This is a genomic window from Streptomyces sp. NPDC127097, from assembly GCF_042724075.1.
Lineage (GTDB): Bacteria > Actinomycetota > Actinomycetes > Streptomycetales > Streptomycetaceae > Streptomyces.
This window is the reverse complement of the sequence record NZ_JBHXFI010000020.1, coordinates 43218-56323: the sequence shown is the minus strand read 5'-3', so window position 1 is coordinate 56323 and position 13106 is coordinate 43218. Positions and strand designations below refer to the sequence as shown.

Here is a 13106-nt window from a genome sequence, read left to right as displayed (position 1 = left end):
CTGCGCAGTGCTGCGCGGTGGTGATACCTGGTGATCTGACCTGCGTACATTAGCGGACCGTCAAGAGGCGTCCGGCCGCGCCCTCCGCCGGGCCAGGTAGTGGGCGGTACGGCTGCCGGGCGCGTCCGCGACCTCGGCCGGGGTGCCCGCCGCCACGATCCGGCCGCCGTCCGCGCCGCCGCCGGGACCGAGGTCGATGACGTGGTCGGCGCCGGCCACCACCCCCATGTCGTGCTCGACGACCACCACGGTGTGGCCGGCGTCGACCAGGCCGTGGAGCTGGCGCAGCAGCACCTCGGTGTCGGCGGGGTGGAGCCCGGTGGTGGGCTCGTCGAGGAGGTAGAGGGTGTGGCCGCGGCGGGTGCGCTGGAGTTCGGTGGCGAGCTTGATGCGCTGGGCCTCGCCACCGGAGAGCTCGGTGGCGGGCTGGCCGAGCCGCAGATAGCCCAGGCCCACGTCCTGGAGGGTGCGCAGGCTGCGGGCGGCGGCCGGGATGTCGGCGAGGAAGTCCGCGGCCGTGTCCACGGTCATCGCGAGGACGTCGGCGACGGTGCGGTCCCGGTAGGTGATCTCCAGGGTTTCCGGGTTGTAGCGGGCGCCGTGGCAGGCGGTGCAGGGCGCGTACGTACCGGGCAGGAAGAGCAGTTCGACGGCGACGAAGCCCTCGCCCTGGCAGGTCTCGCAGCGGCCGCCGGCGACGTTGAAGGAGAACCGTCCGGCGGTGTAGCCGCGGGCGCGGGCCGCGTCGGTGGCGGCGAAGACCTTGCGTACGGCGTCGAAGAGGCCGGTGTAGGTGGCGAGGTTGGAGCGCGGGGTACGGCCGATCGGCTTCTGGTCGACGCGCACCAGCCGGTTGATCGCCGACAGGCCCTCGGCGCCGCTGAGTTGGGCGCGGGCCATCGGCCCGGCCTCGGCCGCGTCCTCGCCGGCCTCGGGCGTCCCGTCGCCGAGGTGCTCCCGCACGGCCTCCGCGAGCACCCGGGTGACCAGCGTCGATTTGCCCGACCCCGAGACGCCGGTGACGGCGGTGAAGACGCCGAGCGGGAAGGCGGCGTCCAGACCGCGCAGATTGTGCAGGGTGACACCGCGCAGCGTGAGGGTGCCCGCGGGGCGGCGCACCGTGCGCGCGGCCGGCGGTGCGGTGTCGAAGAGGAAGCGGCGGGTGGCGGAGGCGGTGGCGTCCGCGAGCCCGGCGACCGGCCCGCTGTGCAGCACCTGTCCGCCGTGTTCCCCGGCGCGCGGGCCGATGTCCACGATCCAGTCGGCGCGCCGCACCACGTCCATGTCGTGCTCGACGACGAACAGCGAGTTGCCCGCCTCCTTGAGCCGGCCGAGCACCGTGAGCAGGGACTCGGTATCGGCCGGGTGCAGGCCGGCGGACGGTTCGTCGAGGACGTAGACGACGCCGAAGAGGCCGGAGCGCAGCTGGGTGGCCAGCCGCAGCCGCTGGAGTTCACCGGCGGACAGGGTGGGCGCGGGCCGGTCCATGCTGAGGTAGCCCAGCCCGAGTTCGGTGAGCACCTCGATGCGTGCCACCAGGTCGCGGGCCAGTGTGGGGGCCACCTCGTCGTCCGCCCGTGCGGCGGTGGGGCGCAGCAGCCCGGCGAGGGCGCCGAGCGGCATCCCGGCGAGGGCGGCGATGTCCTGGCCCTCGAACGTCACGGCCAGCGCCTCGGGGCGCAGCCGCCGCCCGGCGCACACCGGGCAGGGCTCGGCGACCATGAACCCCTGGACGCGCTTGCGCAGGGTCTCGCTCTTGGAGTCGGCGAAGGTGTGCAGCACATAGCGCCGGGCGCTCATGTACTGGCCCTTGTAGGGGCGTTGGATCCGGCCCACGTCGCGTACGGGGTGGACGGTGACGACGGGCTGTTCGTCGGTGAACAGGATCCAGTCCCGGTCGGCCCGCGGCAGCTCGCGCCACGGCCGGCCGATGTCATGGCCGAGGGCCGCGAGGATGTCTCGGAGGTTCTTGCCCTGCCAGGCGCCGGGCCAGGCGGCGATGGCGCCCTCCGCGATGGAGAGCGCCGGGTCGGGGACGAGGGACTCCTCGGTGACGCGGTGGACGGTGCCCAGGCCGTGGCACTCCGGGCAGGCCCCGGCCGCGGTGTTGGGCGAGAAGGCGTCGGAGTCGAGCCGTTCCGCCGTGCCCTCCGGGTAGTCGCCGGCGCGGGAGAAGAGCATCCGCAGGGTGTTGGAGAGGGTGGTGACGGTGCCGACCGAGGAGCGGGAGGTGGGCGCGGAGCGGCGCTGTTCCAGGGCGACCGCGGGCGGCAGTCCGGTGATGTCCTCGACCTTGGGCGCGCCGACCTGGTGGATCAGCCGCCGGGCGTAGGGGGCCACCGACTCGAAGTAGCGGCGCTGCGCCTCGGCGTAGAGGGTGCCGAAGGCGAGGGAGGACTTGCCCGATCCGGACACCCCGGTGAACGCGACCAGCGCGTCCCTCGGGATGTCCACATCGATGGTGCGCAGGTTGTGCTCACGGGCGCCGCGCACCCGTACGTACGAGTCGGCCATCCCTCCATGATCGGGCACGGCCGGCTCCGGCCGGTCACCGCCTCGGGGTGTCTCCGCCGGCGGCCGTGGCGGCGCCGATCCGCTCGCGTGCCTCCTCCCAGGGCAGCGGGGTCGCGATGACCGCGCGCAGCGCCCGGAGCTGCCGGGGCGGGAGCCCGGCCGCCAGGACGCCCACGGCGCGCCCGCCCCGCCCGTAGAGCGCGAGGAGGCGCCGCTCCGCCCGGTCCAGGACGGTGGTCTCGACCCGGTCGGCATCCGCGGTCAGCCCGTACGCCTGGAGCTTGAGGTCGTACTGGTCGGACCAGAAGTACGGCACGGGGGCGAACGGGCGCCGCTCCTGTATGGGCGCGTCGTTTCCGGCACCGGGGGCGGCGGGGGCCGTCGCGTTCAGTTCGGCCAGGAGGTTGCGGGCGGCGGCCATGCCCTGTTCGGTGGCGTTCATCCGGTGCTCGAACCGCAGCGGCCGGCCGTGCACCGGGTGGTCCCAGCGGGCCACGTCGCCCGCGGCGTAGATGCCGGGGGCGGCGGCGCAGTAGGCGTCGCAGCGCAGCCCGTCGGTGGTGTCCAGGGCCGGGTCGGTCAGCCACTCGACGGCGGGCCGGGCGCCGATCGCCAGCAGCACGAGGTCGGCGGGGAGCCGGCTGCCTCCCCCTCCCCCGGCGGCTGAGCCCGCACTGCCCGGGAGCCCCCCATTGGCCAGCCGTACGGCGGTGACCCGCGGGTCACCGGTACCGGCCGGGCCGCCGGCGGGCGCCGTCTCGAACCCGTCCACCACCCCGGTGCACAGCCGCACGCCCCGGGCCCGGTGCTCCTCGGCGAGCAGCGCGCCGACCTCGGTGCCGACGGCGGCGGCCATCGGTGTCTCCTCGATCCCGACGAGGGTGACCTCATGTCCCAACTCCCGTGCCACCGCGGCGGCTTCACAGCCCAGTACGCCGTTTCCGACGATCACCAGCCGGCGCCCGCGGCCGGCCAGCCGGGCGCGCAGCGCCAGCGCCTCGTCGAGGGTGCGCAGGGTGTGCACACCGGCGATGCGGTCGGCGCCGGGCAGGGTACGGGCCGCGACGCCGGTAGCGATGATCACGCCGGCGCAGCGGAGCTCCCCCACTCTCGACCTTGCTCGAGCGGGCGGGACCCCCACCCCACCGTCGAGAGTGAGGGTGCGGGTCGCCACGTCGAGGCCGGTGGCCCGGGTGCCGAGCCGCAGATCGAGGTCCAGCGGGGCGAGCTGCTCCTCGGTGCGCAGCCGCAGCCGGTCCGGCTCCCAGGCGCCGTGCAGCAGCTGCTTGGACAACGGCGGCCGGTCGTACGGGAGATGGGGTTCGGCGCCGATGAGGGTGAGCGGGCCGCGCCAGCCGCCGCGGCGCAGCGCCTCGGCCGCGGCGAGGCCGGCCGCGGAGGCGCCCACGACGGCGATCGGCCGGGTGGTCATGCGGGCACCTCGCTCACGGCGGCCGGGCGGAGGACATCAAGGGTGATCTTCATGCCAGCAGGCTCCAGGGGAGTCGCCGCGGGGTGAAGACGGAATCCGGCCGTGATCGAACCGGCGGGCGGCGGTGCCGGTGTCACCGCTCCGCGGGCTCACCGCCCCATCGTCAGCCCGTCGGCCGCGGCGCCCCGGCTCAGCACCGCCGCGCCGATGCTCCTGCGGATCCGGTCGTGCCCGCGGGTCGTGGCGAGATTGCGCACCCGGACCCGCGCCCCCTGCTGAACGAACTGCGGGACGTACTCGGCCGCGGTGACCCGCCAGCGCCCGCCGGCGTGGTGCGGCGGCGCGAACCGGAAGCGGGCGATGCTGCCCCAGTTGCCGCCCGGCTGCTTCATGACGCCGGAGAGCTGGTCACCGAGGCCGTAGACGACCCAGGTGCCGTTGACCTTCTCATACGGCTGCGGGGTGTGCGCACGGGTGCCGACGATCAGATCGATGTCGGGCCGGCCGCCGGTCTCGGAGGCGGTGAGCACCCGGGCCAGCCCGGTCTGCCGCGCGTCGGGGGCCGTTCGGTACTCCGTGCCCCAGTACGGGCTGACGACCACGACATCGGCGCCGGCCCGGCGGGCCGCCCGGGCATCCCTGATGATCCGCCCGGCGTCGAGCAGATTCACCGTCCACGGTGCGTACGCCGGACGCCGCGCGCTCCCGGTGCCGTAGGTGTACGCGAGGTGGGCCACCCGTGCGCCGCCCGGGGCCCGCAGCAGCGCCGGACGGGCCGCCTCGGCGGCGTCCCGGGCCGAGCCGGCATGGCGCAGCCCGACCGTGTCCAGCGCCTCCAGGGTGCGCCGCACACCCGGCACACCGCGGTCGAGGGCATGGTGGGAGGCGGTGGCACAGGACTCAAAGCCGGTCGCCTTCAGTGCGGTGGCGATCTGCGGGGGCGCCTGGAGGACGGGGTAGCCGGTGAAGGGCCCGGTCAGCGGTCCGAGCGGGGCGTCCAGATGACACAGCGCCAGGTCGGCGGCGGAGATGACCGGCCGCACGCCCTTGAGCATCGGCCGGTAGTCGTACCCGTCGTGCGGGGCGTCCCGCCGGGCCGTGGCGAGCACCTCGCGGTCGGAGGGGTGCACGTCCCCGGCGGCTACGAGGGTGAACGGCCGCCGGCCGGCGGCCCGGTTGACGGGGGCGCCGGCATGGGCCCGCGGGGTGGGTTCCGGGGAGGGCCGCGGGGCGGGCCGGGGGTCTTGGTGCGGGCGGGTGCAGCCCACGGCCAGCGCGGCGAGCAGGGCGACGGCTGCATACCGGGTGTACGCGCTCATCCCCGACAGATATCAGCAGGGACATGACCGGAAATGCCGCAAGGCGCCGATGTCCGCGGCTCTCCCCCGTACGGACTCACTCCTGCCGCCATCGGGCGGCCGGACGGCTCACGGGTTGTCCGGCTCCGTCTCCCCGGTGAGGGCCGTGGCCTCGTCCCGTGCGGCCTGTGCCTCGGCCGGGCGGTCCAGCGCGGTCAGCACATCACCAAGGGTCTGGAGGGCGCCGGCGAGATGGTGGCTGCCGAGGAGGCCGGCACAGGCACGGTGGAGGTCGACGGCTTCCTGAGCGAACGGCAGCCCTTCGGCCGGGCGGTCCAGCCTTTCCAGCATCTCGCCGAGGGTGTGCAGCGAGAGCGCGAGGCCGGCCTGGTAGCGACGGTCGTCGGTATGGGCCTCGACCACCGTCCGCCAGCGGTCGGCGGCTTCCCGGGCGAACGGCAGCGCCTCCTCCGGGCGGTCCAGCTGTAGCAGCAGCCGGACGAGGCCCCGCAAGAACAGGGCGAGCCCGAGGCCACGACGCGGGTCCGCGTCAGCCGCCGCCCGGTCACGGCCGAGGGCGACGGCTTCCTCGACATACGGCAGCCCCTCGGCCGGGCGGTCCAGCTGCCCCAGCAGCTCGCCGAGGAGGCACAGCGACCGGGCCAGAGCGATACGACGGAGGAGGGGTTCCGCTTCCGCCTCCACCGGCTCGCGACGGAGCGCAATGGATTCCTCAAGGAGCGGCAGCGCCTCGGCCCGCCGGTCGTGATCCTTCAGCCAGGCGGCGTGGTGGTACAGGGCGGCGGCGAGGGCGGGGCGCCGGCCTGGGTCGGCCTCGGCCAGGTCACGGTAGAAGGCGACGAGTTCCTCGGGCTCCTTCTCCAGGGCGAGGGCCTCGTCCCGTGCGGCCTGCGCCGCGGCCGGCCGGACCAGCGTCGTCAGCAGCTCACCGAGCGTGCCGAGGCAATCGGCGAGGAGGGCGCGATGGCGCGCGAGTTCGACGTCGGCCAGGGGGCGGCAGATCGCGACGGCTTCCTCGACGTGCGGCAGCCCCTCGGCCGGACGGTCCACCTTCGCCAGCAGCTCGCCCAGTTCGCGCAGGGACCGCGCCAGCGCGAGGCGGTAGCGAGGGTCCGCGTCGGCCTCCGCCTGACCGCGGTGCGTGGCGACGTCCTTCCTGGCCGCCCGGAGCTGTCCGCCCCACCGCAGCCTCGCCGGCATCGCGCCCCATCGGCGCCCCGCTCTCCGCACCATCGCTCCACCGTTCCCGGAACCGGCCCGCCAGGGCGCGCTCCGTCCGTCGCCTACCTGTGGACCGGCCGGTCCGGTGCCGCGGACCAGCACCTCCGCGCCCCGGCCGAGCCGCCGTCCGACGGCCGGAGCACGACGGACACCCGGGCCGCGGTCCACCACCGTCTTCCCTCCGGCCAGCCTTGATCAGCTCCGCGGCCCGCAGCGACCGCCATGCGGGTAATTCCGCGCGCGGGCCCCCGCGTGCCGCGCCCACCCCACCCGCCACAATCGGCCATCCGGGGACACTCCCCGGCGTCCCGTCGAAGGCGCGCCTAACCTCGGCCCCATGAATCGTGGATCCCCCCGCGACCGTGCCCCGCTCCATGTGACGGTGTGGGACGAGGCGACGCCCGGTGCGCCGCGGGCGGTGCTGGTGCACGGCACGATGAGCTGGGGCACGGAGTGCTTCGCGGCGCAGCGGCCGCTGGCCGGGCGGTTCCGCCTGGAAGTCGTCGACCGGCGCGGCTTCGGCGACAGCCCGGACACCGAGCGGAGCGACTACGCGCTCGACGCCGAGGATCTCGGCCAACTCCTGGGCCACGAGGCCCACTTGGTGGGTCACTCCTACGGGGCGGCCGCCGTGATGCTGGCCGCGTCGGCCCATCCGGCCGCGGTGCGGTCCCTCACCCTCATCGAGCCGTCCCCGCTGCGCACCGCGGCCGGCGATCCCACCGTGGCGGCGGCCCTGGAGCGCATCCGGGCGTCCTTCGGAGACCTCGACCCCGAGCTGAGCCCGGAGGACTATCTGCGGCACTCCACCGAGCCGTACGGGCTGCCGGTGCCGGAGCCGACCCCGCGGCTGCTGCGCGCGGTGCGGTCGGCGATGCGCGAGCGTCCCGTGTGGGATGCGGAGCTCCCGCTCGGTCCGCTGGCCGGGGCCACCATGCCCAAGACCGTCATCAACGGGACCTGGGACACCGCCCACCCCGACCACCGGGAGTTCACCGGCACGGCGCTGATGGCCTGCGGCGCGTACCTCGCCGGGGCGATCGGCGCCCGCCATGTGCGGGTGTCCGGCGCCGGCCACGCGCCGCACCAGGACCGGCCGGACGAGGTGAACGCCGTTCTCGCCCGGCTGTGGCGGAGCTGACCCGGGCGCCCGGGACCGGCCGTGCCGGGAGCCGGGCCGCTCCGCTCCTCTCCGCCCCGCCCCGCCCGTCAGGCGACGTCGATGCCGTACTCCTGCACCAGCGCCTCCAGGCCGCCGGGGAAGCCCTTGCCGCCCCCTACGAAGTCCCAGTCGCCGCCCGCCCGTTGCCGGAACGAGCCGAGCACCAGCGCGGTCTCGCCGCGGCGCCCCTCCGAGACCTCCAGCTGTCCCAGCTCCTCCCCCGACGCGTCCAGCAGCCGGATCCGGGCGTCGGTGAAGCCGGAGAGATCGGCGTCGGGGTTGACCTGGGGGTCGATCGCCGCGACCAGGACCAGCCGGTCGGCGTCCGGCGGCAGTGCCTCGAACCGCACCTGTAGCGCGGCCCGGTCGGGTGCGAAGCCGGGCAGCATCCGCACCGAGCCGTCCGGGTTGCGCGGGTTGTTGTAGAAGACGAAGTGGTCGTCGCTCAGGACGCTGGTCCCCTTGCACACCAGGGCGCAGACATCGAGGGCGACCTCGCCGGACCAGTTCATGCCGAGGACGTTGTGGTCCGGCGCCTCGTCGGCGGCGGCGGGGCCGGCCGGAGCGTCCGTGCCGAGCCGTCCGCGCAGCCCGTACCGGCCGAGCAGATCGACGAGTTCGGAGCCGGCGATCAGGCCGATCGGTTTGCCGTTGGCGAAGGTGTGGGAGCCGGGTCCGAAGCGGGAGGTCGTCACCAGCACGCCCTTGTTGGCGCCCTCGGCCTGGACCGTGCCGTAGAGGTCGCGCACGGCGGTCGGCGGGACGGTGTGGCGGTAGCGCTTGACCTGCACCACGATCTTGCCGCCGCGGATCGGGTCGGGGTCCAGCGCGTCCACATCGACCCCGCCGTCGCCGGAGCGCTGGGTGGTCACGGCCTGCATGCCCATGGCGCGGAACAGCTCGGCGATCAGGTTCTCGAAGGCGAGCGGGTCCATCTCGTACAGATCCGGTTCGCTGTCGGTGCCGTGGGCGACGACCTCGCCCCCGACGTCACCCGGCAGGCGTCCGGGGCGTACCGCGGTCCGCTGGTCGGGGCGCGCGGCGAGCTGCCCGCGCAGCCCCTCGGTCAGACACTCCACCGCGCTGACCTGCGCGAGGTGGAACGCGTCAAAGGCGCTGCGGGCCGCCATGACGGTCGCCAGATACACCTGGGCGGGGCGGCCGGTCACCGGGTCGACATCCTCCACGAACCCGTTCAGGGCCACCGAGTCCAGCGTGCCGTAGGTGTCCGCGGCGAAGAGGTCACGCAGCACCAGCAGCACGCTCTGGGCCAGCACATCGCGGTACAGCGCCCGGCGCTGCGCGGCCGGCCGGGCGGTCTCCTTCTCCTGGTCGGCGGTGGGCATGTACCGGACGGATTTGGTCTCCGGCACGATGTCGTAGCCGGGCAGCTCCCAGTCCAGGACGAGTTGGCGGGCCGCCGGGTCGTATGCGGCGGCGACCTGCCGGGGAAAGCCCTCCGGCCAGGCGGTGGAGGAGTACAGCGCGGCGGAGAAGTACTCGACGGCGGCGTCCGGGTCGCCGTCGCGCAGGCCGGACAGCAGCTCCGCCATCCCGGCGTTGTGCTGCCGGATCCCGGCGAGGGTGCCCGCGGCCCACTGGTCGTACTGCTGGCGGTAGGCCGCGAGTTGGGCCTGCCGCCGGCTCTCGGCGGCCTGCGCGGCATACCAGTCCTGCTCGTAGCGGGCGCGGGCCTCGCCCTGGGCACGGTCCCGGCGGACGCCGGCCTGCCAACCGCCCGGCGGGGCCTGATAGCGCGCCGGGTCGGGCATCGGCACCGGGGTGGCGAGGGCGCCGGGCGCGAACTCCTCGATGCGCTCGGGGCGCAGCAGCGCGGCCGGGGAGAACGCGGGGGCGCGGCAGCCCTCGGCGAGCAGGCCGGTCAGTGCGGCGACCCGGCCGTCCAGCTCCTCGGTGCGGCGGCGGGCGTCGGCCTCGCGCTGCTGCCGGTAGGCCGTCTGCCGCTCGCGGTGCATCCGCGCCATGGCCCGTTCGGCGTCCCGGGCCTGCCGTTCCTGGTCGCGCTGCTGCTGTGCTCGCGCGCGGCGCTGGGCTTCCTGCTGGCGCTGCTGCTGCCGCTGCGCCTCGGCCCAGATGGCCATTAACCCGTGGGAACGGCGGCTCATATCGCTCTGTGTCCTCCCCCCGGGGCGGCTGGCCCCCGGACCCTGTGGAAGCGGTTTCACCTGCGCTGTTGGTGAGACTTTAGCGGGGGAGGGAGCGGCCGGTCACGGTCGGGTACGAAGAATCAGCCCCCCTCGCGGGCGCCTTCGCGGGCGCCTTCGCGGGGCGGGTGCCGGCCGGCGTTCCGGGCCGGTGCCGGCCGGCGTTCCGGACCCCCGGCGGGGCCTCATCCGGCGGCCGCCGCCCGGAGCTTCGCCGCCGTGACGGCCGGGTCATAACCGTCGGGCACCCCCGGCACCAGCACCACATCGCCGTCGACATGGCGGGTGCGCAGCGGCAGGATCTCCAGGTAGGCAGGCGAGTCGTACCAGTCGCGGGCCCGTGCCATGTCGGGGAACGCGATGACGACGACGGTTCCCGGCCAGCTGCCCTCCTTGACCTCCACTTCGGCGCCGTGGACGACGAACCGGCCGCCGAACGGGTCCAGGGTCGCCTGGATCTTCTCGATGTAGTCGAAGACCTCCGGGTGCGGACCCGCGGGACGGAGGTGGGCGAGCGCGTATGCGGTCATGGGACGGCCTCCCGGTGCGTCGGTGGTGCGGTGACACCCACGTTTCCAGCCCTCGGGGTACGGGTCGATTACCTCCGGGGTCATCGTGCCGGCCGGAGGCCCTCTGGTGCGCCGGGCGGTGCGTCCGGTACCTCTCGGCAGCGAGGCCGCACCGTTCCGTCCGCCCCCCGCCCGCGCCCTCCCGCCTGTCCCCCGGTACGCCCCGCCCTCCCGGCCGTCACGAAGGGATCCCGCCATGGACGACCTCCTGCACTTCCGGGCCGCCGGCACCAGCCTGGTGCTGGATGTGTCCGGTACCGGTCTGCCGCGCGTCGTGCACTGGGGTGCCGACCTCGGTGCGGTCGCGCCCGGCCGGCTCGCCGGGCTGCGCGCCGCCGACGTCCCCCAGACCGTCCCCAACGCACTGGACGAGCCGGTCCCGCTGAGCGTGCTGCCCCAGCAGTCCGTCGGCTGGCCCGGCACCCCGGGGCTGAGCGGCCATCGTGCGGGCCGTACCGCCGCGCCCGCCTTCACCGTCCGCGGCAGGTCCGTGGAGCACGAGAGCCGGCGGCTGACCGTCGAGGCGGTGGACCCGGACGGCGGTCTGGCGCTCACGCTGGAGCTCGGGCTGACCGACGCCGGGCTGGTGCGGCTGCGCGCGGCGGTCACCAACACCGGCGACGGGCCCTACCACCTCACCGGGCTGACGCCCGCGCTGCCGGTCCCCGCGCAGGCCACCGAGCTCCTCGGTCTCACCGGCCGGCATCTGCGCGAACGCGCCCCGCAGCGGCATGCGTTCACGCTGGGCACGCATCTGCGGGAAGGCCGGCGCGGGCGCACCGGCAGCGATGCGACGCTGCTGCTGACCGCCGGGGAGGCGGGCTTCGGCTTCCGGTCCGGTGAGGTGTGGGGGCTGCATGTGGCCTGGAGCGGCAACCATCGCACGCTCGCCGAGCGCACCCCGGCCGGGCAGGCGGTGCTGGCCGGCGGCGAACTGCTGCTGCCGGGCGAGCTCCGGCTGGCCCCGGGCGCGACCTACCGCTCCCCCTGGCTCCACGGCTCCTACGGACGCCATGGCCTGGACGAGCTGGCCGGCCGCTTCCACCGCGAGCTGCGGGCCCGCGACGGCCACCCGGCCTCCCCCCGGCCGGTCACCCTCAACACCTGGGAGGCGGTCTACTTCGACCAGGACCTGGCCACCCTGGAACGGCTGGCGCGGGCCGCGGCCGAGGTCGGCGCGGAGCGGTTCGTGCTGGACGACGGCTGGTTCCGGGGGCGGCGGGACGATCACGCCGGGCTCGGCGACTGGTATGTGGACCCGGCGGTCTGGCCGGACGGGCTGCGGCCGCTGATCGACATCGTGCGGGGGCTGGGGATGCGGTTCGGGCTGTGGGTCGAGCCGGAGATGGTCAATCCGGACTCCGATCTGGCCCGTGCGCATCCGGACTGGATACTGGCCGACTCCCCGTCCCGGCTGCCCCCGGCCTCCCGCCATCAGCAGGTCCTCGATCTGGCGCGCCCCGAGGCGTACGCCTACGTCCGCGAACGGCTGGACACCCTGCTGCGCGAGCACCCCATCGACTATCTGAAGTGGGACCACAACCGGGACCTCGTGGACGCCGCGGCGCACCACCAGACCACGGCAACCTACCGGCTGATGGACGAACTGCGGGCGCTGCACCCGCAGTTGGAGATCGAGTCCTGTGCGTCCGGTGGCGCCCGGGTGGATCTGGGCGTGCTGGAACGCACCGACCGGGTGTGGACCAGCGACTGCATCGATGCGCTGGAACGGCAGCACATCCAGCGCTGGACCGGGCTGTTGCTGCCGCCGGAGCTGCTCGGCGCGCATGTCGGGGCGCCGGTCGCCCACACGACGGGGCGGCGGCACACCCTCGATTTCCGGGCCGGGACCGCGCTGTTCTGCCACTTCGGGATCGAGTGGGACCTGACGGCGGCGAGCACGGCGGAGCGGGCGCGACTGGCCGAGTGGGTGGCGCTGTACCGGACGCTGCGGCCGTTGCTGCACAGCGGGACGGTGGTGCGCGGCGACCATCCCGACCCGGCGCTGTGGGTGCACGGCGTGGTGGCCGGGGACGCCGGGCGGGCGGTGTTCGCGCTGGTGCAGATGGCCACGAGTGTGCAGACCCCGGCCGGGCGGGTGCGGCTGCCGGGGCTGGATCCGGACGCGGACTACCGGCTGTCGCCGCTGGCGCCGGGGGACCGCCCGGAGGGGCCGGTCACGTCCGCACTGCCCTGGTGGGAACGGGGCGTGACACTGCCGGGACGGGTGCTGGCCGAGGTGGGGGTGCAGGCACCGACGCTGTTCCCGGAGCGGCTGGTGCTGCTGGAGGCCGTACGGCGGTGAGGCGGTGAGCCACGTGAGCCCTTGAGCTGGTGAGCCGGTGAGCCCGTACGGCGATGAGCCGGTGGCGGGGACTGAGAAGCAACCGGTCGTCCGTAGCGGCGAGTTCGGCCCCTCGTCCGGCGCGCCGCCCGCTCCGGCACCGGAGCTACGGGCTCCTGCCCCTATTTCGCTTCGCCGTTGCCTTCTTTCCTTTATGGCATTACCTTTGTCGGGTGACTACCGGGTCGGCCATGTGCCATGAGCGAGTGAGGTTCCCGGTCACCACGTGACCGCCAGGCGGGCGCCAAGAGGCCCGCCCCCTCCGCTCTTTCAGCTTTCGCGCGCTGCGCGCTCTTCCTTTCCCGCGGGTTCGGCTCGCGTACGGGTTTCACCCTGCCTGCGCCCCACTTCCGCGCGCACCTTCCGTGCAACCGCGCGCC

8 protein-coding genes are annotated in these 13106 nt (G+C 74.8%); 2 read left to right on the top strand and 6 right to left on the bottom strand.

Features of this window, described 5'->3' with window-relative positions:
- Positions 1-60 precede the first annotated feature (60 nt).
- The 4 genes from uvrA to ACFWJW_RS17620 all read right to left on the bottom strand — a co-directional run bounded on the left by uvrA (position 61) and on the right by ACFWJW_RS17620 (position 6465).
- Positions 61-2514, bottom strand: coding sequence for an excinuclease ABC subunit UvrA (gene uvrA, locus ACFWJW_RS17635; protein WP_387241484.1), 2454 nt, complete (start codon positions 2512-2514; stop codon positions 61-63).
- Positions 2515-2548: 34 nt separating this feature from the next.
- On the bottom strand, positions 2549-3946 hold the full coding sequence (locus tag ACFWJW_RS17630; RefSeq protein WP_387241481.1) for an NAD(P)/FAD-dependent oxidoreductase: 1398 nt from the start codon (positions 3944-3946) through the stop codon (positions 2549-2551).
- Between the two features lie 149 nt (positions 3947-4095).
- Entirely contained in the window at positions 4096-5265 is a 1170-nt protein-coding gene (locus tag ACFWJW_RS17625) for a CapA family protein (RefSeq protein ID WP_387241478.1), read from the bottom strand.
- Between the two features lie 108 nt (positions 5266-5373).
- The gene (locus ACFWJW_RS17620) at positions 5374-6465 is read right to left on the bottom strand and encodes a tetratricopeptide repeat protein (RefSeq protein WP_387241475.1); all 1092 of its coding nucleotides are present in this window, start codon (positions 6463-6465) and stop codon (positions 5374-5376) included.
- A gap of 358 nt (positions 6466-6823) precedes the next feature.
- Between ACFWJW_RS17620 and ACFWJW_RS17615 the strand changes: the two genes are divergently transcribed.
- Positions 6824-7627, top strand: a complete 804-nt coding sequence (locus ACFWJW_RS17615) for an alpha/beta fold hydrolase (protein ID WP_387241472.1) — start codon at positions 6824-6826, stop codon at positions 7625-7627.
- Between the two features lie 68 nt (positions 7628-7695).
- On the opposite strand, the gene ACFWJW_RS17610 is transcribed toward ACFWJW_RS17615, so the two are convergent.
- Complete coding sequence (locus tag ACFWJW_RS17610) at positions 7696-9750, bottom strand: restriction endonuclease (RefSeq protein WP_387241469.1); 2055 nt, start codon at positions 9748-9750, stop codon at positions 7696-7698.
- Between the two features lie 248 nt (positions 9751-9998).
- A complete protein-coding gene (locus tag ACFWJW_RS17605) occupies positions 9999-10343 on the bottom strand; it encodes a DUF1330 domain-containing protein (protein ID WP_387241466.1) in 345 nt (114 codons plus the stop codon).
- Positions 10344-10578: 235 nt separating this feature from the next.
- Here ACFWJW_RS17605 and ACFWJW_RS17600 point away from each other — a divergent pair, with 235 nt between their 5' ends.
- Entirely contained in the window at positions 10579-12687 is a 2109-nt protein-coding gene (locus ACFWJW_RS17600) for an alpha-galactosidase (RefSeq protein ID WP_387241463.1), read from the top strand.
- The last annotated feature ends 419 nt before the right edge of the window (positions 12688-13106 follow it).

What these genes read in the sequence shown, in the direction of transcription:
- ACFWJW_RS17610 (WP_387241469.1), bottom strand. Translation starts at nt 9,750, where the DNA reads ATGGCCATCTGGGCCGAGGCGCAGCGGCAGCAGCAGCGCCAGCAGGAA.
- ACFWJW_RS17630 (WP_387241481.1), bottom strand. Translation starts at nt 3,946, where the DNA reads ATGACCACCCGGCCGATCGCCGTCGTGGGCGCCTCCGCGGCCGGCCTC.
- ACFWJW_RS17620 (WP_387241475.1), bottom strand. Translation starts at nt 6,465, where the DNA reads ATGCCGGCGAGGCTGCGGTGGGGCGGACAGCTCCGGGCGGCCAGGAAG.
- ACFWJW_RS17625 (WP_387241478.1), bottom strand. Translation starts at nt 5,265, where the DNA reads ATGAGCGCGTACACCCGGTATGCAGCCGTCGCCCTGCTCGCCGCGCTG.
- uvrA (WP_387241484.1), bottom strand. Translation starts at nt 2,514, where the DNA reads ATGGCCGACTCGTACGTACGGGTGCGCGGCGCCCGTGAGCACAACCTG.
- ACFWJW_RS17600 (WP_387241463.1), top strand. Translation starts at nt 10,579, where the DNA reads ATGGACGACCTCCTGCACTTCCGGGCCGCCGGCACCAGCCTGGTGCTG.
- ACFWJW_RS17605 (WP_387241466.1), bottom strand. Translation starts at nt 10,343, where the DNA reads ATGACCGCATACGCGCTCGCCCACCTCCGTCCCGCGGGTCCGCACCCG.
- ACFWJW_RS17615 (WP_387241472.1), top strand. Translation starts at nt 6,824, where the DNA reads ATGAATCGTGGATCCCCCCGCGACCGTGCCCCGCTCCATGTGACGGTG.